The organism is Bacillus vallismortis (assembly GCF_040784915.1).
Lineage (GTDB): Bacteria > Bacillota > Bacilli > Bacillales > Bacillaceae > Bacillus > Bacillus subtilis_G.
This window is the reverse complement of sequence record NZ_CP160797.1, coordinates 3536314-3555828: the sequence shown is the minus strand read 5'-3', so window position 1 is coordinate 3555828 and position 19515 is coordinate 3536314. Positions and strand designations below refer to the sequence as shown.

The following is a 19515-nucleotide window of genomic DNA, read 5'->3' as shown; positions in this document are numbered from 1 at the left end:
AAAGGTGATGTCTCCTGACCTGTATCAATGGAGGCACTCGGCTCTGCTGTGGGCAGCTGGTGTTGCTGCCTTAGATGCTGGTCGTCACTGGCGGGGCGTGAGGATGGGTTAAATGCCCACTTATTTGATATATACATAGGACGTGTTGTCGGTTTAGCTGCTGCCGATGTTTTGGAGGACGAAAGCCGCCGCAGCTAAACCGATAAAAGAATTAGGGGGGAAAAGGTTGAGTTACCGGAGAAGACTGTCAATGATTATTGCGCTGGACACTTATCTCGTTTTAAATTCAGTTATTGCAGGATATCAATTTTTAAAAGATTCCTATCAATTTTATGACTCCGGAGCATTATTGCTTACCGCTGTCAGCTTGCTCCTCAGCTATCATGTATGTGCTTTTCTGTTCCATCAGTATAAACAGGTGTGGACATACACCGGAATCGGCGAGCTGATCGTCCTGCTTAAGGGCATCACGCTTTCGGCCGCTGTGACCGGCTTCATTCAGTATGCTGTGTATCATACGATGTTCTTCCGTCTGTTAATCGCGTGCTGGGTGCTGCAGCTTTTGTCCATCGGAGGAACCCGTGTTTTGTCGAGAGTGTTAAAAGAAAGCATCAGAAAAAACCGCAGCGCCTCATCCCGCGCGCTGATTATCGGGGCGGGCTCAGGCGGGACTCTGATGGTCAGACAGCTGCTTTCAAAAGATGATCCTGACATCACGCCTGTCGCTTTTATTGATGATGACCAGACAAAACATAAATTAGAAATGATGGGGCTGCCCGTGATCGGCGGAAAAGAAAGTATCATGCCTGCGGTGCAAAAGCTCAAAATTAACTATATTATTATTGCGATTCCTTCACTCCACACCCATGAGCTTCAGGTTTTATATAAAGAATGTGTGCGGACTGGAGTCAACATCAAAATTATGCCTCACTTTGATGAAATGCTGCTCGGCACACGAACTGCCGGGCAAATCAGAGATGTAAAAGCTGAGGATTTGCTTGGCAGAAAGCCGGTAACCCTCGACACAAGCGAAATTTCGAACCGCATCAAAGGAAAAACAGTTCTCGTCACGGGAGCGGGCGGATCAATCGGCTCGGAAATCTGCCGGCAGATCAGCGCGTTTCAGCCTAAAGAAATCATTCTGCTCGGCCATGGAGAAAACAGCATTCATTCGATTTATACAGAGCTGAACGGGCGATTCGGCAAACACATTGTGTTCCATACGGAAATTGCGGATGTGCAGGATCGCGATAAAATGTTTACCTTGATGAAAAAGTACGAGCCGCACGTGGTCTACCATGCAGCTGCCCATAAACATGTGCCTTTAATGGAGCACAATCCCGAAGAGGCTGTCAAAAACAACATCATCGGAACAAAAAATGTCGCGGAAGCAGCCGATATGTCGGGGACAGAGACGTTTGTGCTGATTTCATCGGACAAAGCGGTGAACCCGGCCAATATAATGGGGGCGACAAAACGATTCGCCGAGATGATTATTATGAATCTTGGTAAAATGAGCAGAACCAAATTTGTCGCTGTCCGCTTCGGCAATGTACTCGGGAGCCGCGGCAGCGTCATTCCGATTTTTAAAAAGCAGATTGAAAAAGGCGGACCGGTGACGGTCACACACCCGGCGATGACCCGCTATTTCATGACGATTCCCGAGGCCTCAAGGCTTGTCATTCAGGCCGGGGCACTTGCGAAAGGGCGCCAGATTTTCGTTCTCGACATGGGAGAGCCCGTAAAGATTGTGGACCTTGCCAAAAATCTCATTCATCTGTCCGGCTATACGACTGAGCAGATTCCAATCGAATTCACAGGCATTCGTCCCGGTGAAAAAATGTATGAGGAATTGCTGAACCAAAATGAAGTACACACTGAACAAATCTTTCCGAAAATTCATATCGGCAAAGCGGTTGACGGCGATTGGCCAGTGCTGATGCGCTTTATCGAGGATTTTCATGAGATGCCGGAAGACGATCTGAGAGCGAGGCTGTTTGCGGCGATTGATACATCAGACAAAATGACGGCTGCCAGTGTTCAATAGGGGGAGTGAAGATGACGAAAAAGATCTTGTTTTGTGCGACTGTTGATTATCATTTTAAGGCCTTTCATCTTCCTTACTTTAAATGGTTTAAACGAATGGGCTGGGAGGTTCATGTCGCGGCGAGCGGACAAACCAAACTGCCGTATGTGGACGAGAAATATTCCATTGCGATTCGCAGGTCACCCTTTCATCCTCAGAATCTGGCCGTTTACAGACAGCTGAAGGAAGTGATTGACACCAATCAATACGACATTGTCCATTGCCATACGCCGGTTGGCGGCGTGCTTGCCAGACTAGCGGCGAGGCAAGCGAGGCGGCATGGAACAAAGGTGCTGTACACCGCGCACGGATTTCACTTCTGCAGCGGAGCGCCGGTCAAAAATTGGCTTCTTTACTATCCGGTTGAGAAATGGCTCTCGGCCTATACGGACTGTCTGATTACGATCAATGAAGAGGATTACATACGGGCGAAAGGACTTCAAAGGCCGGGCGGCATGACGCGGAAAATTCACGGCATCGGGGTGAATACAGAGCGGTTTCGGCCTGTCAGCCTGCAAGAGAAGCAAAGCCTCAGAGAAAAACACGGATTCAGCGAAGACGATTTTATATTGGTTTATCCGGCTGAGCTTAATTTCAACAAAAATCAGAAGCTGTTAATTGAAGCCGCGGCCTTGCTGAAAGAAAAAATACCGTCGCTTCGCCTTGTTTTTGCCGGAGAAGGGGCGATGGAACAAACGTATCGAACGTTAGCTGAAAAGCTTGGCGCTTCCGGCAATGTCTGCTTTTACGGCTTTTGCCGAGACATTCACGAGCTGATTCAGCTTGCAGATGTATCTGTGGCATCCAGCATGAGAGAAGGCCTCGGCATGAATGTGCTTGAGGGGATGGCCGCGGAAAAACCGGCGATTGCCACGGATAACCGCGGGCACCGGGAAATCATCCGGGACGGAGAAAACGGTTTTCTGATCAAAGTCGGTGATAGTGCCGCGTTTGCCCGCCGGATCGAACAGCTTTACCGTAAACCGGAACTCTGCATAAATTTGGGGCAGGAAGGCCGAAAAACAGCCTTGCGCTTTTCGGAGGCGCGCACGGTAGAAGAAATGGCAGATATTTATTCCGCGTACATGGATATGGATACAAAGGAGAAAAGCGTATGAACTCAGGACCGAAAGTTTCTGTCATTATGGGCATTTATAATTGTGAACGCACTTTGGCGGAAAGTATTGAATCCATACTCAGCCAATCTTATAAAAATTGGGAGCTGATTATGTGCGATGATGCGTCAACAGACGGCACGCTCCGCATCGCGAAGCAGTATGCCGCTCATTACAGCGACCGCATCAAGGTGATTCAAAACAAAACAAACAAGCGGCTTGCCGCTTCATTAAATCATTGTCTTTCAAATGCCACAGGCGAGTATATCGCCCGCCAGGACGGAGACGATCTTTCGTTTCCGCGCCGTCTGGAAAAGCAGGTCGCATTTTTAGAAAAGCACCGCCACTATCAGGTGGTTGGCACCGGCATGCTTGTATTTGATGAATGTGGCGTAAGGGGCACACGCATCCTGCCTTCTGTTCCGGAGCCGGGCATCATGGCAAAAGGGACCCCGTTTTGCCACGGAACGATTATGATGAGAGCGAGCGCCTACCGCACGCTGAAAGGCTACCGTTCGGTGCGGCGGACGAGACGGATGGAGGATATTGATTTATGGCTTCGCTTTTTTGAAGAGGGCTTCAGGGGCTACAATCTCCAGGAAGCCTTGTATAAAGTAAGGGAAGACAGCGATGCTTTCAAACGGCGGTCATTTACGTATTCCATTGACAATGCCATCCTTGTCTATCAGGCATGCAGACGCTTGAAGCTTCCATTATCTGATTACCTATATATCGCAAAACCGTTAATCCGCGCGCTTATGCCTCCAGCCGTGATGAATCGCTACCACAAAAAAAGAGTGATGAACCAAAAGGAAGGGCTTGTCAAACATGAATAGCAGCCAAAAACGCGTGCTCCATGTTCTCAGCGGCATGAACAGGGGCGGCGCGGAGACCATGGTGATGAATTTATATCGGAAAATGGACAGAAGCAAAGTACAATTTGATTTTTTAACGTATCGAAATGATCCGTGCGCTTTTGATGAAGAAATTTTATCTTTAGGCGGGCGGCTTTTTTATGTCCCGAGCATCGGGCAAAGCAATCCTCTTACATTTGTGAGGAATGTAAGACATACGATAACAGAAAACGGGCCGTTCAGCGCGGTTCATGCGCACACGGATTTCCAAACGGGCTTTATCGCCCTTGCGGCAAGGCTAGCCGGAGTGCCGGTCAGGGTATGTCATTCCCATAATACGTCGTGGAAGACCGGCTTCAATTGGAAGGATCGCCTGCAGCTGATGGTGTTCAGGCGGCTGATTTTGGCGAACGCGACAGCACTGTGTGCCTGCGGAGAGGATGCGGGCAAGTTTTTATTCGGACCGTCCAACATGGAGCGTGTTCATCTCCTTCCAAACGGGATTGATCTTGATTTGTTCGCCCCAAATGTGCAGTGGGATGATGAAGAAAAAACAGCACGCGGCATTGCAGTTGACCGTCTCATTATTGGCCATGTGGCCCGGTTTCATGAAGTGAAAAACCATGCGTTTCTGCTGAAGCTTGCCGCACATCTCAAAGACCGCGGGGTTCGCTTTCAGCTCGTACTTGCAGGAGACGGGCCGCTGCGCGAGAAAATGGAAGAGGAGGCGCGGCGGCAGAACTTGCTTTCAGATGTCCTCTTTTTAGGCACTGAAGACAACATTCATGAATTGATGCGCACATTTGATGTGTTTGTCATGCCGTCTCTGTACGAAGGCTTGCCGGTTGTGCTGGTGGAAGCGCAGGCATCGGGGCTTCCATGCATCATTTCAGACACCATCACAGAAAAAGTCGATGCCGGTCTAGGACTTGTGACAAGATTGAATCTTTCTGAGCCGATCGGCATCTGGGCTGAAACCATTGCAAGGGCGGCCGCCGCAGGCAGGCCGAAGCGGGAGCTTATCAAAGAAACACTCGCCGAACTTGGCTACGATGCACAGCAAAATGTAGGAGCGCTGCTGAATGTATATAACATTAGCAGCGGAAAAGGACAATAAACGATGATTGTATATGCCGTCAATATGGGAATTGTATATATTTGGTCTTGGTTTGCCAAAATGTGCGGCGGCCGTGACGATTCGCTCGCTACGGGATATCGGCCGAATAAGCTGTTAATCTGGATTCCGCTAGCTTCACTTGTGCTTGTGTCGGGTCTCCGTTACAGAGTCGGCACGGATTTTCAGACGTACACGCTGCTGTATGAATTGGCGGGCGATTATCAAAATGTGTGGCAGATATTCGGTTTCGGCACAGCTAAAATGGCGACGGATCCGGGCTTTACCGCACTCCTTTGGCTGATGAATGTCATCACGGCAGATCCGCAAATCATGTATATAACAGTTGCGGCCGTGACCTACAGTTTGGTTATGAAGACACTTGCTGATTACGGAAGGCCGTTTGAGCTGAGTGTCTTTTTATTTTTAGGAACCTTTCATTATTACGCGTCTTTTAACGGCATCAGGCAATACATGGTGGCAGCCGGTTTGTTTTGGGCGATTCGTTACATCATTAGCGGGAACTGGAAGCGATATTTTCTGATCGTGCTGATCAGCTCGCTCTTTCATTCCTCGGCGCTAATTATGATTCCCGTATATTTTATTGTCAGAAGAAAAGCTTGGTCACCGGCGATATTCGGGCTATCCGCTTTATTTCTCGGCATGACGTTTTTATATCAAAAATTCATTTCTGTGTTTGTTGTTGTGCTTGAAAACAGCTCATACAGCCATTATGAGAAATGGCTGATGACGAACACAAATGGAATGAATGTGATCAAAATCGCTGTCTTGGTTCTGCCGCTGTTTCTCGCCTTTTGCTACAGGGCGCGTCTGCGGAAGCTGTGGCCGCAAATCGACATCGTCGTCAATTTGTGCCTGCTCGGTTTTTTATTCGGGCTTTTGGCCACAAAAGACGTGATCTTTGCCAGATTCAATATTTATTTCGGCCTGTATCAATTGATCCTAGTCCCTTATTTCGTCAGGATATTTGATGAAAAATCGAATGCCCTTATCTATATCGCGATCGTTGTTTGTTATTTTCTTTATAGTTATTTGCTTATGCCGGTTGATTCGTCCGTTCTGCCTTACAGAACGATTTTTTCCCGGTAATTTACGCAAGAGGAGCCGGTCATTATGGAAATACCTGCGGTTAGTCTGCTAGTCGCTGTTTATAATACAGAAACATATATCAAAACGTGCCTCGAATCGCTGCGGAACCAGACGGTGGACAATATTGAAATCATCATCGTCAATGACGGTTCGGCAGACGCCAGCCCGGATATCGCGGAGGAATACGCCAAAAAGGATCACAGGTTCAGGGTGATTCATCAGGAGAACCAAGGCCTCGGTGCGGTTCGAAATAAAGGCGTAGAGGCGGCACGCGGCGAATTTATCGCGTTTATCGATTCAGACGATTGGATCGAGCCTGATTATTGCGAGCGGATGCTCCAAGCAGCGGGTGATGAAACTGATCTGATTATTTGCAACTACGCCGCGGAGTTTGAGGACACTGGAAAAACGATGATCTCTGACATTGCGGAAACCTACCAGGATCAGCCGAAAGAGAACTATATTAAGGCGTTATTCGAAGGGAAGGTCAGAGGGTTTTCGTGGAACAAACTGTACAGAAGAAGCATGATTAAAGCACATCGGCTGTCGTTTCCGCTTCGAGGCGAGCTGGAGCATGTCGAGGATCAGTTTTTCAGCTTCAGGACTCATTTTTTCGCCCGTACAGTATCCTATGTCAAAGCGCCGCTCTATCATTACCGCATTCACCTATCATCCATCGTGCAGCGCTATCAGAAAAAACTGTTTGAATCGGGGCTTGCACTGTATGAGGCGAATGCGGCGTTTTTACAGGAGAACAACAAACTGGAGGAGTACGGTAAGGAGCTTGATACCTTTATCGTGCTTCACAGCAGCATCTGTATGCTGAATGAATGGAAAACAAGCGGCAGCTGCCGGCTGTTTGACAAGTTTAGAAATGTCGGCGTGATTTGCGGGGATCCCATATTTCAAGAGAGCCTCTCAAAAACGGGTACCGCGCCTTTTGACGCAAAACGGTCATGCCTGCTTCTGATGGCGAAATACAGAATGATCCCGTTCGTCGCTATGGCGTCGGCCGTGTATCAGCGGGTAATCGAGTACAAAATGAGAAACAGAGGGTGAGGACATGTCGTTACAATCGTTGAAAATCAATCTTGCAGAATGGCTGCTGCTTAAGGTCAAATACCCGTCCCAATATTGGCTGGGTGCGGCCGATCAGCCGGTCAAGGCCGCAGCACATCAGAAAAAAATCATACTGACCCTGCTGCCGTCCCATGACAATTTGGGGGATCACGCGATTGCTTATGCCAGCAAGGCATTTCTTGAGCAGGAATACCCCGATTTTAACATCGTTGAGGTTGATATGAAGGACATTTATAAATCAGCAAAAGCGCTGCTCCGCTCGCGCCATCCGGCGGACATGGTCTTTATCATCGGAGGCGGAAACATGGGGGACTTATACCGTTATGAGGAGTGGACGCGCCGCTTCATCATTAAAACATTTCACGACTATCCAGTTGTCCAGCTTCCCGCAACGGCTCATTTTTCTGACACGAAAAAGGGACGCAAAGAGCTGAAACGGGCGCAAAAAATTTATAACGCGCACCCCGGCCTATTGCTGATGGCCAGGGATGAAACAACGTATCAATTTATGAAACAGCATTTTCAAGAAAAAATGATTTTGAAGCAGCCGGACATGGTGCTGTACTTAGACAGAAGCAAGACCCCCGCAGAGCGCGAAGGGGTTTATATGTGTTTGCGCGAGGATCAGGAAAGCGTGCTTCAAGAAGATGAGAGAAACAATGTGAAGGCTGCGCTATTTGAAGAATTCGGCGACATTAAAGCCTTTACGACAACGGTCGGGCGCCGGGTCAGCCGCGATTCCCGGGAGCGGGAGCTTGAAGCGCTGTGGTCTAAGCTGCAAAGTGCAGAAGCTGTTGTCACTGACAGGCTTCATGGCATGATTTTTTGCGCGCTGACAGGAACGCCGTGTGTCGTCATCCGCTCCTTTGACCATAAGGTGATGGAAGGCTATCAATGGCTCAAAGACATCCCATACATGAAGCTGATTGAACATCCGGACCCGGAGCGCGTGACAGTCGCAGTAAAAGAGCTGTTAACAAAAGAAACAATCCGTTCCGGCTTTCCGAGAGACGTGTATTTTAAAGGGCTGCGTGACAAAATCAGCGGTGAAGCGCAATGACCCCGCTCGTCAGCATTATTGTCCCGATGTATAACGTTGAACCATTTATAGAAGAGTGCATTGACTCACTGCTTCGCCAAACGCTTTCTGATATGGAAGTCATCCTTGTGAATGACGGATCGCCGGATCGTTCTGGCGAGATTGCAGAGGATTATGCAAAACGGGATGCGAGAATCCGGGTCGTTCATCAGAAAAACGGCGGGTTGAGTTCAGCGCGTAATACGGGAATAAAGGCCGCCCGGGGGACTTACATCGGCTTTGTGGACGGTGACGATTATGTATCTTCCGCCATGTTCCAAAGGTTGATTGAAGAAGCGGAACAGCACCGGCTCGACATCGTTGGCTGCGGTTTTTACAAGCAGTCAGCGGACAGGCGGACTTATGTGCCGCCGCAGCTTGACACAAACCGCGTGCTGACAAAATTTGAAATGGCTGAATGGCTCAAATATGCTCACGAAACGAGATTTATCTGGTATGTATGGCGTTATGTTTATCGCCGTGAGCTTTTGGAGAGAGCCAATCTGATGTTTGATGAAGACATCCGTTTTGCTGAAGACTCTCCCTTCAATTTGTCCGCTTTTTGCGAAGCGGAGCGGGTGAAAATGCTGGATGAAGGCTTGTACGTCTATCGCGAAAACCCGAACAGCCTGACAGAAGTCCCTTATAAGCCGGCGATGGATGAACATATTCAAAAGCAATATCAGGCGAAAATCGCATTCTACAATCATTACGGTATAGCAGGCGCATGCAAAGAAGATTTGAATGTGTACATTTGCAAGCACCAGCTTCCGATGCTTCTGGCAAACGCCTGTGCTTCTCCAAATTCGCCGAAAGACATTAAAAAGCAGATCAAACACATTTTATCCTATGAGATGGTGCGGCAGGCCGTCAGACATACACCGTTTCAGCATGAGAAATTATTAAGAGGCGAGCGTTTGGTATTAGGACTGTGCAAATTGCGGCTCATTTTTCTCATCAAGCTGTTTTTCGAGCAGCGGGGAACGATGAAAGGCAGTGCGAAGCAGGCATGAAATTCACGATCAACTTCAGCGCAAATCTCACGGCTTTTCTCTTGTCCGTTTTCTTGTCGGTCTGGATGACGCCTTTTATTGTCAAAACGCTTGGTGTGGAAGCGTTCGGTTTTGTTCATTTGACCCAAAACGTGATTAATTACTTTTCAATCATCACCGTCGCGCTCAGCTCGGTTGTCGTGCGTTTTTTTTCTGTCGCCGCACACCGGGGGGAGCGGGATAAAGCAAATGCGTATATCAGCAATTATTTGGCGGCTTCTGTTCTGATATCATTGCTTCTTTTGCTGCCTCTTGCGGGTTCAGCTTTCTATATTGACCGGGTCATGAACGTGCCGCAGGCGATTTTGGCTGATGTGCGTTTGTCGATTTTGATCGGTAGTGTACTGTTTATTTTAACGTTTCTGATGGCGGGTTTCGGCGCTGCCCCATTTTATGCCAACCGCCTTTACATCACCAGCTCCATTCAGGCGGTGCAAATGCTTGTACGCGTGCTGTCTGTGCTGCTCTTGTTTGCATGCTTCACACCGAAAATCTGGCAGATCCAGCTTGCCGCTTTAGCTGGTGCTGTCATCGCGGCTGTGCTGTCTTTCTATTTCTTCAAAAAGCTGATTCCGTGGTTTACGTTTCGGGTGAAGGATCTTTCATTCCGCATAAGCAAAGAGCTGTTTCAGGCGGGCACATGGAGCTCCGTCAATCAAATCGGCGTCCTGCTTTTTTTGCAGATTGATCTATTAACCGCCAATTTGGTGCTGGGAGCGTCTGAAGCCGGAAAATACGCGGCGATTATCCAGTTTCCGCTGCTGCTGCGCAGCTTGGCTGGAACGGTCGCATCTCTGTTTGCGCCTCTCATGACGTCGTATTATTCAAAAGGCGATATGGACGGATTGGTGAATTACGCCAACAAGGCAGTAAGGCTGAACGGTCTTCTGCTTGCGCTTCCTGCTGCCTTATTGGGCGGGCTGGCTGGGCCTTTTCTGACGATCTGGCTCGGACCGTCCTTTTCGTCTATCGCACCGATTTTATATATTCATGCCGGATACTTGGTGGTCAGCCTCGCCTTTATGCCGCTGTTTTATATCTGGACCGCCTTTAATAAACAAAAAACACCGGCGATCATTACCCTGCTGTTAGGCGTGTTAAATGTAGTGCTGGCCGTCACACTGAGCGGGCCGGCTCATCTCGGTCTGTACGGCATTACGTTGGCCGGAGCGATTTCCCTTATTTTGAAAAACGCCATTTTTACGCCGCTTTACGTATCCCGCATGACCGGCTACAAAAAGCACGTGTTTTTTAAAGGCATAATCGGGCCTCTTTCAGCGGCTGTGTTTGCCTGGGCGGTCTGTGAGGCAATCAGGTTCGCTGTGAAGATTGACGACTGGACATCATTGATTGCGACGGGAATAACAGTCAGCTGCTGCTACGCCATTTTCGCGTTTGCGCTCGTTTGTACGAAAGAGGAAAGACAGTTGGTACTGAAACGATTTCGAAAAACGAAAGGGGCTGTGAATCTTTGATCCTGAAACGACTTTTTGATCTGACGGCCGCCATTTTTTTATTGTGCTGTACAAGTGTCATCATTCTATTCACCATCGCCGTTGTCAGGCTGAAAATAGGATCACCTGTCTTCTTTAAGCAAGTAAGGCCGGGCCTGAACGGCAAGCCGTTCACCCTTTATAAGTTCCGAACGATGACGGATCAAAGGGACAGTGAAGGAAATATGCTGCCTGATGAAGTTCGGCTGACGAAAACGGGCAGGCTGATCAGAAAACTGAGCATTGATGAGCTTCCGCAGCTGCTGAATGTCCTAAAAGGCGACTTGAGCCTTGTCGGCCCGCGCCCGCTTTTGATGGACTATCTGCCTCTTTATACAGAAAAGCAGGCCCGGCGCCATGAGGTGAAGCCGGGCATCACAGGCTGGGCGCAAATCAACGGCCGGAACGCGATTTCTTGGGAAAAGAAATTTGAATTAGATGTGTGGTACGTTGACAACCGGTCATTTTTTCTCGATTTGAAAATTTTGTGTTTGACGGTGCGAAAAGTGCTTGTTTCAGAAGGGGTTCAGCAAACCAATCATGTGACCGCGGAACGGTTTACAGGAAGCGGAGATGTGTCCTCATGAGAAACGTTGCCATTGTGGGTGACGGCGGGCACGGAAAGGTGATCAGAGAGCTGATAAACGCCCGGTCAGATACGCGCTTAGCCGCGGTGCTGGATGATAAATTCCGAACATTTGAAGCCGGAAAAGAGTGGTACACAGGCCCGCTGGAAGCCATTTCTGAAGTACGCAGGCTGGTTCCCGACGTGTTGTTTCTGATCGCCATTGGAAACAACAGTGTCAGAAAACACCTGGCGGAGCGGCTGGGACTGAAAAAAGAAGATTTTATTACATTGATTCACCCGTCAGCCATCGTCAGCAAGTCCGCTGTCATCGGGGAAGGGACAGTCATTATGGCGGGCGCGATCATTCAGGCGGATGCGCGGATCGGCGCCCACTGCATCATCAATACGGGCGCAGTGGCAGAGCACGACAATCAACTCAGCGATTATGTTCATCTTTCCCCGCGTGTCACGCTGTCAGGAGCGGTTGCCGTTCAGGAAGGCGCTCACATCGGAACCGGCGCAAATGTCATACCGCAGCTCACAATCGGATCTTGGAGCGTTGTCGGCGCCGGCTCGGCGGTGATCCGTTCCATACCGGACAGGGTAACGGCGGCCGGTGCCCCGGCGCGCATTATTTCTCCCATTCAAACATAAAACAAAGGATGATTATATGCATAAAAGAATCTATTTATCTCCCCCTCACATGAGCGGCAGAGAGCAGCACTATATTTCAGAAGCCTTTCGCTCAAATTGGATTGCGCCGCTTGGACCTCTCGTGAATTCATTTGAAGAGCAATTGGCTGAACGTGTCGGCGTAAAAGGGGCGGCGGCTGTCAGCTCAGGAACAGCGGCGATTCATCTGGCGCTGCGTTTGCTTGAAATAAAAGAAGGAGACAGCGTGTTTTGCCAGTCCTTCACATTTGTGGCGACCGCCAATCCGATTTTATATGAAAAAGCGGTGCCCGTCTTTATTGATTCCGAGCCTGATACGTGGAATATGTCGCCGCAAGCCCTTGAAAGAGCGCTGGAGGAAGCGAAAAGAAACGGAAAGCTGCCTAAAGCGGTTATTGCCGTCAATCTATATGGGCAAAGCGCGAAAATGGATGACATCGTCAGCCTGTGTGATACATATGGAGTTCCTGTCATTGAGGACGCAGCCGAATCGCTCGGCACAGTTTATAAAGGGAAGCAAAGCGGGACATTCGGGCGCTTCGGCATTTTTTCATTTAACGGGAACAAAATCATCACCACATCAGGCGGCGGGATGCTCGTTTCAGACAATGAAGCCGCCATTGAGAAAGCAAGATTTCTCGCTTCACAGGCACGTGAGCCGGCTGTACATTATCAGCACAGCGAAATCGGGCACAATTACAGGCTGAGCAATATCTTGGCCGGCGTCGGCATTGCCCAGCTTGAGGTGCTGGATGAACGGGTGGAGAAAAGAAGGGCCATTTTCACGAGATACAAGAATGCACTCGGTCACATAAACGGAGTCCGCTTTATGCCAGAACATGCAGCAGGTGTATCCAATCGCTGGCTCACCACACTTACACTTGATAACGGGCTGAGCCCATATGACGCGGTTCAGCGTCTTGCGGAAGAAAACATTGAAGCGCGCCCGCTGTGGAAGCCGCTCCATACCCAGCCGCTGTTTGAGCCGTCTTTATTTTATGCTCATGAAGATACAGGAAGCATATGCGAAGATCTTTTCAAGCGGGGAATCTGTCTCCCATCAGGGTCAAATCTGACGGAAGAAGAGCAAGACCGGGTTATTGATGTACTCGTACACTTATTCCAAACTGGCGAGGTGAAGAAATGGACAGCAAGCATTCGATGATCAGCCTGAAACAGAAACTGTCCGGGCTGCTCGACGTCATTCCGAAACAATCCGAGATCATCTATGCCGATTATCCTCTATACGGAAATGTAGGGGATTTATTTATTATGAAGGGAACAGAAGCCTTCTTTAAAGAACATGGGATTCAGGTCAGAAAACGCTGGAATCCCGACAACTTTCCAGTCGGTCGAACGCTGGACCCGAATCTCATCATCGTCTGCCAGGGAGGCGGCAACTTCGGAGATTTGTATCCGTATTACCAAGGCTTTAGAGAGAAAATCGTCCAAACCTATCCGAACCATAAAATCGTGATCCTGCCGCAATCGATTTATTTTCAAAACGAAGACAATCTTAAACGGACGGCGGAGATATTTTCTGCACATGCGAATCTCCATATCATCACAAGGGAAAAAGCCTCCTATGCTACGGCGCAGGCTTATTTTACAAGCAATCACATTAAGCTTCTGCCTGATATGGCTCATCAGCTGTTTCCCGTCGTTCCCACCCAGCAGCCGTTCAATAAAAAGCTGAGATTTATCAGAACAGATCACGAAGCGAATAAGGAGCTTCAGGAACACGCTAAAGCGGAAAGCTACGACTGGCGTACGGTGCTGTCAGCTTCAGACCGCCGGACAATCGCTTTTCTGCAAACGCTGAACGTCCTGAACAAAAAAGCGGGCAATCCTCTGCCCATCGCGTATATATGGGAAAAATACTCGGATTATATCGTCAAAAAAGCGATTCGGTTCTTCAGCCGTTACGAATCGGTGGAAACGTCAAGGCTGCACGGCCACATCTTTTCATCTCTTCTTCAAAAAGAAAACACGGTTATTGATAATTCCTATGGGAAAAACGCCAATTACTATCACACCTGGATGGAAGAAGTACCGAACACCCGACTCATCCAGAACGCCTCAAAGAAGGAAAACCTTCCTGCTCACATGTGAGCGGAAGGTTTATTTTGTTTCTCCCCGTTTGACTTTATTGTACGCTTCATCTAAATGCTGAATCCGTTTCAAGACAACCGCGTTTTTCGTCAGCTGGTCCTGAACAAGCGTTGAGACGACGGAACGGTAGTAGCTGTTCATCGCATGGATTTTATCCTCAGACGGATTCATTTCAATATGCTGTTTTAAATTCTCAATAAAATAAGAGACGGAAAAAAGTTCAGACATTCTTTTGGCAGCTCCTTTTTCATAAATGTATACGGTGTGATCTCAATCATGTACAATGAAGAAAGGGGAGTGAGCAAGATGGATATGAAACTTCAGCAAGTACAAGTATTAAAGCCTCAACTGACACAGGAGCTCAGGCAGGCCATCACGCTGCTTGGCTATCATTCGGCAGAACTCGCCGAATACATTGATGAGCTCTCACTGGAAAACCCTCTTATTGAACGAAAGGAAACAGACACACCGCCACTATCTTACCATAAAACAAATAAAAACAGGATGAATCCACAGGAAGCAGGCCTTCAATTAAGTGATCCGCAAAAAACATTGCAGGATGTGTTAAAACAGCAGTCACTCGATATGAATCTGACAAACTCCGAAAAAAAGATTTTCAATTATCTGATTCATTCGCTTGATTCAAACGGGTACTTGGAAGAAGAGGTGGTGGAGGCAGCCCGGCGCCTATCTGTTTCGGCCAAGGAAGCGGAAGCTGTTTTGGCAAAACTCCAGTCGTTAGAGCCAGCTGGAATCGGCGCAAGATCTCTGAAGGAATGTATCCTTCTTCAATTACAGCGGCTGCCGGACAGAAATGAGCAAGCGGAAATGCTTGTTTCAGCTCATTTTGATGCTTTTGCGCAAAAAAAGTGGAAAGCGCTTTCAAATGAGACCGGGATTCCGCTTCATACCATTCAAGATATCTCTGATGACATCGCGGCTCTTCATCCGAGACCAGGCCTTCTGTTTGCCCGGCCAGAGCAAGATATGTATATCGAGCCTGACATTTTTATCTCTGTGAAAAACGGGCACATCGCAGCGGAGCTGAATACCCGCTCGTTTCCGGAAATAGAACTGCATTCGCAGTACAGACCGCTTTTATCGTCGGGCTCCTGTCAGGATACCGCCTCTTATTTATCCGCGAAATATCAGGAATGGCGCTGGCTGAGCCGCGCGCTGCGACAGCGAAAACAGACGATCACAAGAATTGTCAATGAGCTGATCACACGGCAAAGGGAGTTCTTTCTGAAAGGGAGAAGCGCAATGAAGCCGCTGACCCTCAGAGAGGTAGCCGACTGCCTAAGCCTTCATGAATCAACTGTAAGCCGGGCAATCAAAGGAAAAACGCTACAAACGCCGTACGGACTATTTGAGATGAAACTCTTTTTCTCAGCAAAAGCCGAGGCCTCAGGAGATGGAGATGCGTCTAACTATGCAGTCAAAACACATCTTGAAGACCTGATCAATCAAGAGGACAAAACAAAACCGCTTTCAGATCAAAAGATTGCCGATTTGCTATATGAACAGCACGGCATTCAAATCTCCAGACGCACCGTGGCAAAGTACCGCGATCAAATGAGCATTCCGTCATCGGCAGCGAGAAAACGGTATAAATAAAATCCTCCCGAAAAGGGAGGATTTTTATTGCGTAATTGCGGTGCTACATTCACAAATTGTAAAGTAAGCTTTACGTTATAATGAATTTATTGTACAATTAATGGAAAAAGAGGTAATCCCTTTGAAAAATAGGTTAATAGAATACAGAAAGAAATATGGATATTCCCAAGATACATTAGCTGAGCTGCTAAACGTTAGCAGACAAACGGTTATATCAATTGAGAAAGGAAAATATAATCCTTCTTTGCCGCTGGCATTAGCAATCGCGAAAACGTTTCATACAACTGTCGAAAACATGTTTTATGAAGATGAGAACGAGAGGTGAAAATCATGGCATTACGAAAAGTTTACTTCATCATTGGCGCTTTATTCACAATGATTTTACTGATGAAAGCTTTTTTTCAAATTGTGACTCATTCTGTTTCCATTACTGAATTATTAATGTGGGGAGCACTGTCTTATTTAAGTTTTGCTGCGGGCTATATTTATCCGCATTTCAAAGAAAAAGATGAAAGAGCAAACTTGATTAAGCAAAAAGGAATGCAGTACGCACTTTATTCTGTATTGATTTATTGCGTAATAATCTTGTTCAGTATTCAGTTCAGCGCAGTGGCGTTATCGGCAGTTGAAATCATGAGGATTTTAATATCCTTAACAATCATTACAACCTTCACTTCGTGGGTGATATTATCAAAAAAATATTAAGAAATAAAACTGGCAGAACATCAATCTGCCAGTTTTGTTTTTATTTCTTGATAATCTTGACTGTTCATACTGCATCATCCAGCTGGAATCATCCAGCTGAACACGTGATGCTGTAAAAAAGTGATGATACAAACGAGCAGCAGTAAAAACAAGCTGTGCTTAATCGTAAAGCGGAAAAGATCCGACTCTTTCCCGGCGAGCCCTACCGCGGCGCACGCGACCGCGATCGACTGCGGCGAGATCATTTTTCCTGTGACACCGCCTGATGAATTGGCGGCGACAGACAGAACAGGGTCCATGCCGACTGATAACGCGGTGACTTTCTGCAGGTTGCCGAACAGCAGGTTGGCAGACGTATCCGAGCCGGTAATGAAGACGCCGAGCCAGCCGAGAACAGGCGAAAAGAAGGTAAACATCGAACCTGTCAGCGCAAGTGTCATCCCGAGGGTCGTGCTCATCCCCGAAGAGTTGGTGACATAGGCAAAACCAACGACAGAAGCGATGGTCAAAATCGGAAACTTCAACTCTTGGATCGTTTCTTTAAAAACAGCTCCCCAGTCTTTCCATGCAATCGCCGTGATGAACTTTGACAGCACGGCCGCAATCAATATCGCTGTGCCGGCCGAACCAAGCACCTCAAGCTTGTAAACCGCTTCAATCGGCGTACCGTCAGCATTGACAATTTGATTGTTCAAAAAAGGCACACCAGGGGCGAAAGTCAGTTTTTCTCCAATACCATTCAGCCACTTCAAGAAAACAGAAGCGCCTTCATAATGCCCGGTCAGCGCGGATTTGACAGAGGGAATGCCCCATATAGAAATCATCACCGTCAGCAGCAAAAATGGCGACCAGGCCTTAAAAATCTGTCCCCCGCTGTATGCAGGCGCTGCCTGACTCGTTTTCGCCGTTTCAATCGCTGCGGCCGATTCCTGTTCACCGGCAAACCGGAATGTTGTTTTCGGTTTCCACCATTTCAAAAACACAGCAAGCGCTGCCATCGAAACAAGCGCTGACAAAACATCCGGCAGCTCAGGCCCTAAAAAATTGGAGCTAAGATATTGAACGACAGCAAAGGAAACACCGGAAACGAGAATGGCCGGCCAGACCTCAAAGGCTTTCCTGAACCCGCTCATGATGATGAGTAAATAAAGAGGAATAAATACGGATAAAAACGGCAGCTGCCGCCCGACCATTTGCGAAATCTCCATCGCCGGAATTCCTGTTGGCCCTTCTACGGCTGTAATCGGAATCCCAATCGCGCCAAAGGCGACCGGCGCCGTATTGGCGATCAAACAGATTCCCGCCGCATAAAGAGGATTAAAGCCGAGGCCGACCAGCAGCGCGGCTGAAATGGCGACCGGCGCTCCGAAGCCCGCCGCTCCTTCTAAAAAAGCCCCGAATGAGAAAGCGATCAGGAGCGCCTGAAGCCGGCGGTCATCCGTAATCGAGAGAACAGAACTGCGAATGATATCAAATTGTCCCGTTTTCACAGTGATTTTATACAAAAAAACAGACGTCACAATGATCCAGCCGATCGGCAAAATCCCGTATACGGCTCCTTGTGTCGCGGACATCAGCGCTTTTTCCGCCGGCATCCGATAAACCAATACAGCGATGAAAAGTGCGATCCCCAATGTGGACAAGCCCGCTGTATACCCCTTCATCCGTTTAATCGCGAGTGCCCAAAAAAAGAAAATAATCGGTACAAGTGCCGCAAGCGCTGATAAAAGCAAATTTCCCCCTATAGGCGTATATGCCTGTGTCCATTGCATCCCAAACCCCTCCTAGAAACATAAACTGGCGTTGTGTGTAAGCGTTTTCTATAGATGGTAGTATGATCATCTGATGACTGGGTAATAAGACCAGTTACCTAGCATTATATTTTGAAAAAAAACAAAGTACAAGACTTTTTGACAAAATTGTCAAAATCTTTTGGCTTCCCCAAAAACAGAGTATAATAGATCGTAAACAGCCAGACCTACAAGTTACGGGGTGAATTGCATTGAAATACAAACAAATTAAAACAAAGAAAATATATGAAGAAGTGGCGGACGCACTATTAGACATGATCAAAAACGGCGAATTGAAGCCGGGAGATAAACTGGACTCCGTTCAAGCGCTTTCCGAAAGCTTTCAAGTCAGCCGCTCAGCGGTTCGCGAAGCACTTTCCGCGCTAAAAGCGATGGGGCTTGTCGAAATGAAACAGGGAGAAGGCACATACCTAAAGGAATTTGAGCTCAATCAAATTTCTCAGCCGCTCTCAGCCGCCCTTCTTATGAAAAAAGAGGACGTCAAGCAGCTGCTCGAGGTTAGAAAACTGCTTGAAATCGGCGTGGCTTCATTAGCTGCTGAAAAAAGAACAGAAGAGAATCTCGAAAGAATAAATGCCGCGTTAAAGGAAATGGGCAGCATTGAAGCCGACGGAGAGCTTGGAGAGAAAGCAGACTTCGCGTTTCATCTGGCGCTGGCTGACGCTTCCCAAAACGATCTTCTCAAACATCTGATGAACCACGTTTCATCATTGCTGCTGGAAACGATGAGAGAAACACGGAAAATCTGGCTGTTTTCCAAGAAGACCTCAGTTCAGCGGCTTTATGAAGAGCATGAACGGATTTACAATGCCGTGGCTGCACAGGATGGAGCGCAGGCGGAGGCTGCTATGCTGGCGCATTTAACGAATGTGGAAGATGTGCTTTCGGGATATTTCGAGGAAAATGTGCAATAACCAACTCATTTCCCGGGCAATTCTGCCGGTGCCGAATGAAAAACCGAGACTGAGCCGGAAATGGTTCAGTCTTTTTGCTTGCAGCAGCACTTGACATTTGCGAAAAACAAAGTAAAATATTTTACTAAAATGAA

General features: G+C 47.9%; 19 protein-coding genes. 17 read left to right on the top strand and 2 right to left on the bottom strand.

The genetic code is table 11. The features are described from left to right. Positions 1-226: 226 nt before the first annotated feature. Genes ABZM97_RS17785 through ABZM97_RS17725 form a run of 13 tightly spaced genes read left to right on the top strand, consistent with a single transcriptional unit; the run spans position 227 to position 14334 of the window. Positions 227-2047 (top strand): polysaccharide biosynthesis protein, encoded by a 1821-nt coding sequence (locus ABZM97_RS17785; RefSeq protein ID WP_367387036.1) that lies wholly within the window; start codon positions 227-229, stop codon positions 2045-2047. Positions 2048-2058: 11 nt separating this feature from the next. Next, complete coding sequence (locus ABZM97_RS17780) at positions 2059-3204, top strand: glycosyltransferase family 4 protein (protein ID WP_087993516.1); 1146 nt, start codon at positions 2059-2061, stop codon at positions 3202-3204. Then, a complete protein-coding gene (gene epsE, locus ABZM97_RS17775; protein WP_087993515.1) occupies positions 3201-4037 on the top strand; it encodes a glycosyltransferase EpsE in 837 nt (278 codons plus the stop codon). Before ABZM97_RS17780 ends, epsE begins: the two co-directional genes overlap by 4 nt. Continuing rightward, entirely contained in the window at positions 4030-5172 is a 1143-nt protein-coding gene (locus ABZM97_RS17770) for a glycosyltransferase family 1 protein (RefSeq protein WP_333516410.1), read from the top strand. The genes epsE and ABZM97_RS17770 overlap by 8 nt, the downstream gene beginning before the upstream one ends. Before the next feature lie 3 nt (positions 5173-5175). Then, positions 5176-6279, top strand: coding sequence for a biofilm exopolysaccharide biosynthesis protein EpsG (gene epsG, locus ABZM97_RS17765; RefSeq protein ID WP_289348268.1), 1104 nt, complete (start codon positions 5176-5178; stop codon positions 6277-6279). 24 nt (positions 6280-6303) lie between these two features. Next, positions 6304-7338 carry a glycosyltransferase gene (locus ABZM97_RS17760; protein ID WP_202327998.1) on the top strand — a complete coding sequence of 345 codons (1035 nt, stop codon included), beginning with the start codon at positions 6304-6306 and terminating at the stop codon, positions 7336-7338. Between the two features lie 4 nt (positions 7339-7342). Beyond that, positions 7343-8419, top strand: a complete 1077-nt coding sequence (locus tag ABZM97_RS17755) for a polysaccharide pyruvyl transferase family protein (protein WP_087993511.1) — start codon at positions 7343-7345, stop codon at positions 8417-8419. Further along, positions 8416-9450 carry a glycosyltransferase gene (locus tag ABZM97_RS17750; RefSeq protein WP_087993510.1) on the top strand — a complete coding sequence of 345 codons (1035 nt, stop codon included), beginning with the start codon at positions 8416-8418 and terminating at the stop codon, positions 9448-9450. Before ABZM97_RS17755 ends, ABZM97_RS17750 begins: the two co-directional genes overlap by 4 nt. Then, a complete protein-coding gene (locus ABZM97_RS17745; RefSeq protein WP_087993509.1) occupies positions 9447-10964 on the top strand; it encodes an MATE family efflux transporter in 1518 nt (505 codons plus the stop codon). Before ABZM97_RS17750 ends, ABZM97_RS17745 begins: the two co-directional genes overlap by 4 nt. Continuing rightward, entirely contained in the window at positions 10961-11569 is a 609-nt protein-coding gene (locus ABZM97_RS17740; RefSeq protein WP_087993508.1) for a sugar transferase, read from the top strand. Before ABZM97_RS17745 ends, ABZM97_RS17740 begins: the two co-directional genes overlap by 4 nt. After that, complete coding sequence (locus ABZM97_RS17735) at positions 11566-12204, top strand: acetyltransferase (protein WP_087993507.1); 639 nt, start codon at positions 11566-11568, stop codon at positions 12202-12204. Before ABZM97_RS17740 ends, ABZM97_RS17735 begins: the two co-directional genes overlap by 4 nt. 16 nt (positions 12205-12220) lie before the next feature. Further along, on the top strand, positions 12221-13387 hold the full coding sequence (locus ABZM97_RS17730; RefSeq protein ID WP_087993506.1) for a DegT/DnrJ/EryC1/StrS aminotransferase family protein: 1167 nt from the start codon (positions 12221-12223) through the stop codon (positions 13385-13387). Continuing rightward, positions 13366-14334: a polysaccharide pyruvyl transferase family protein gene (locus ABZM97_RS17725; protein WP_087993505.1), complete on the top strand. Its 969-nt coding sequence runs from the start codon at positions 13366-13368 to the stop codon at positions 14332-14334. The genes ABZM97_RS17730 and ABZM97_RS17725 overlap by 22 nt, the downstream gene beginning before the upstream one ends. A 9-nt stretch (positions 14335-14343) precedes the next feature. Here the strand turns inward: ABZM97_RS17725 and yvfG are convergent, their stop codons facing one another. Then, positions 14344-14562 carry a protein YvfG gene (gene yvfG / locus ABZM97_RS17720; RefSeq protein WP_087993504.1) on the bottom strand — a complete coding sequence of 73 codons (219 nt, stop codon included), beginning with the start codon at positions 14560-14562 and terminating at the stop codon, positions 14344-14346. 78 nt (positions 14563-14640) lie between these two features. Between yvfG and rpoN the strand changes: the two genes are divergently transcribed. The 3 genes from rpoN to ABZM97_RS17705 all read left to right on the top strand — a co-directional run bounded on the left by rpoN (position 14641) and on the right by ABZM97_RS17705 (position 16656). Continuing rightward, positions 14641-15951, top strand: a complete 1311-nt coding sequence (gene rpoN / locus ABZM97_RS17715) for an RNA polymerase factor sigma-54 (protein ID WP_367387035.1) — start codon at positions 14641-14643, stop codon at positions 15949-15951. A gap of 121 nt (positions 15952-16072) precedes the next feature. Next, a complete protein-coding gene (locus ABZM97_RS17710) occupies positions 16073-16276 on the top strand; it encodes a helix-turn-helix transcriptional regulator (protein ID WP_087993534.1) in 204 nt (67 codons plus the stop codon). 5 nt (positions 16277-16281) lie between these two features. Next, positions 16282-16656 carry a hypothetical protein gene (locus tag ABZM97_RS17705; RefSeq protein ID WP_367387034.1) on the top strand — a complete coding sequence of 125 codons (375 nt, stop codon included), beginning with the start codon at positions 16282-16284 and terminating at the stop codon, positions 16654-16656. Positions 16657-16730: 74 nt separating this feature from the next. Here ABZM97_RS17705 and lutP read toward each other — a convergent pair whose 3' ends face one another. After that, on the bottom strand, positions 16731-18428 hold the full coding sequence (gene lutP, locus ABZM97_RS17700) for an L-lactate permease LutP (RefSeq protein WP_087993501.1): 1698 nt from the start codon (positions 18426-18428) through the stop codon (positions 16731-16733). 230 nt (positions 18429-18658) lie between these two features. On the opposite strand from lutP, the gene lutR reads away from it, so the two are divergent. Then, positions 18659-19381, top strand: a complete 723-nt coding sequence (gene lutR / locus ABZM97_RS17695) for an L-lactate utilization/bacilysin biosynthesis transcriptional regulator LutR (RefSeq protein ID WP_202328002.1) — start codon at positions 18659-18661, stop codon at positions 19379-19381. The last annotated feature ends 134 nt before the right edge of the window (positions 19382-19515 follow it).

Coding starts and splice junctions, on each gene's coding strand:
- epsG (WP_289348268.1), top strand. CDS start 5,176: ATGATTGTATATGCCGTCAATATGGGAATTGTATATATTTGGTCTTGG.
- ABZM97_RS17705 (WP_367387034.1), top strand. CDS start 16,282: ATGGCATTACGAAAAGTTTACTTCATCATTGGCGCTTTATTCACAATG.
- epsE (WP_087993515.1), top strand. CDS start 3,201: ATGAACTCAGGACCGAAAGTTTCTGTCATTATGGGCATTTATAATTGT.
- ABZM97_RS17770 (WP_333516410.1), top strand. CDS start 4,030: ATGAATAGCAGCCAAAAACGCGTGCTCCATGTTCTCAGCGGCATGAAC.
- ABZM97_RS17760 (WP_202327998.1), top strand. CDS start 6,304: ATGGAAATACCTGCGGTTAGTCTGCTAGTCGCTGTTTATAATACAGAA.
- rpoN (WP_367387035.1), top strand. CDS start 14,641: ATGGATATGAAACTTCAGCAAGTACAAGTATTAAAGCCTCAACTGACA.
- yvfG (WP_087993504.1), bottom strand. CDS start 14,562: ATGTCTGAACTTTTTTCCGTCTCTTATTTTATTGAGAATTTAAAACAG.
- lutP (WP_087993501.1), bottom strand. CDS start 18,428: ATGCAATGGACACAGGCATATACGCCTATAGGGGGAAATTTGCTTTTA.
- ABZM97_RS17745 (WP_087993509.1), top strand. CDS start 9,447: ATGAAATTCACGATCAACTTCAGCGCAAATCTCACGGCTTTTCTCTTG.
- ABZM97_RS17755 (WP_087993511.1), top strand. CDS start 7,343: ATGTCGTTACAATCGTTGAAAATCAATCTTGCAGAATGGCTGCTGCTT.
- ABZM97_RS17730 (WP_087993506.1), top strand. CDS start 12,221: ATGCATAAAAGAATCTATTTATCTCCCCCTCACATGAGCGGCAGAGAG.
- ABZM97_RS17780 (WP_087993516.1), top strand. CDS start 2,059: ATGACGAAAAAGATCTTGTTTTGTGCGACTGTTGATTATCATTTTAAG.
- ABZM97_RS17735 (WP_087993507.1), top strand. CDS start 11,566: ATGAGAAACGTTGCCATTGTGGGTGACGGCGGGCACGGAAAGGTGATC.
- ABZM97_RS17750 (WP_087993510.1), top strand. CDS start 8,416: ATGACCCCGCTCGTCAGCATTATTGTCCCGATGTATAACGTTGAACCA.
- ABZM97_RS17725 (WP_087993505.1), top strand. CDS start 13,366: ATGGACAGCAAGCATTCGATGATCAGCCTGAAACAGAAACTGTCCGGG.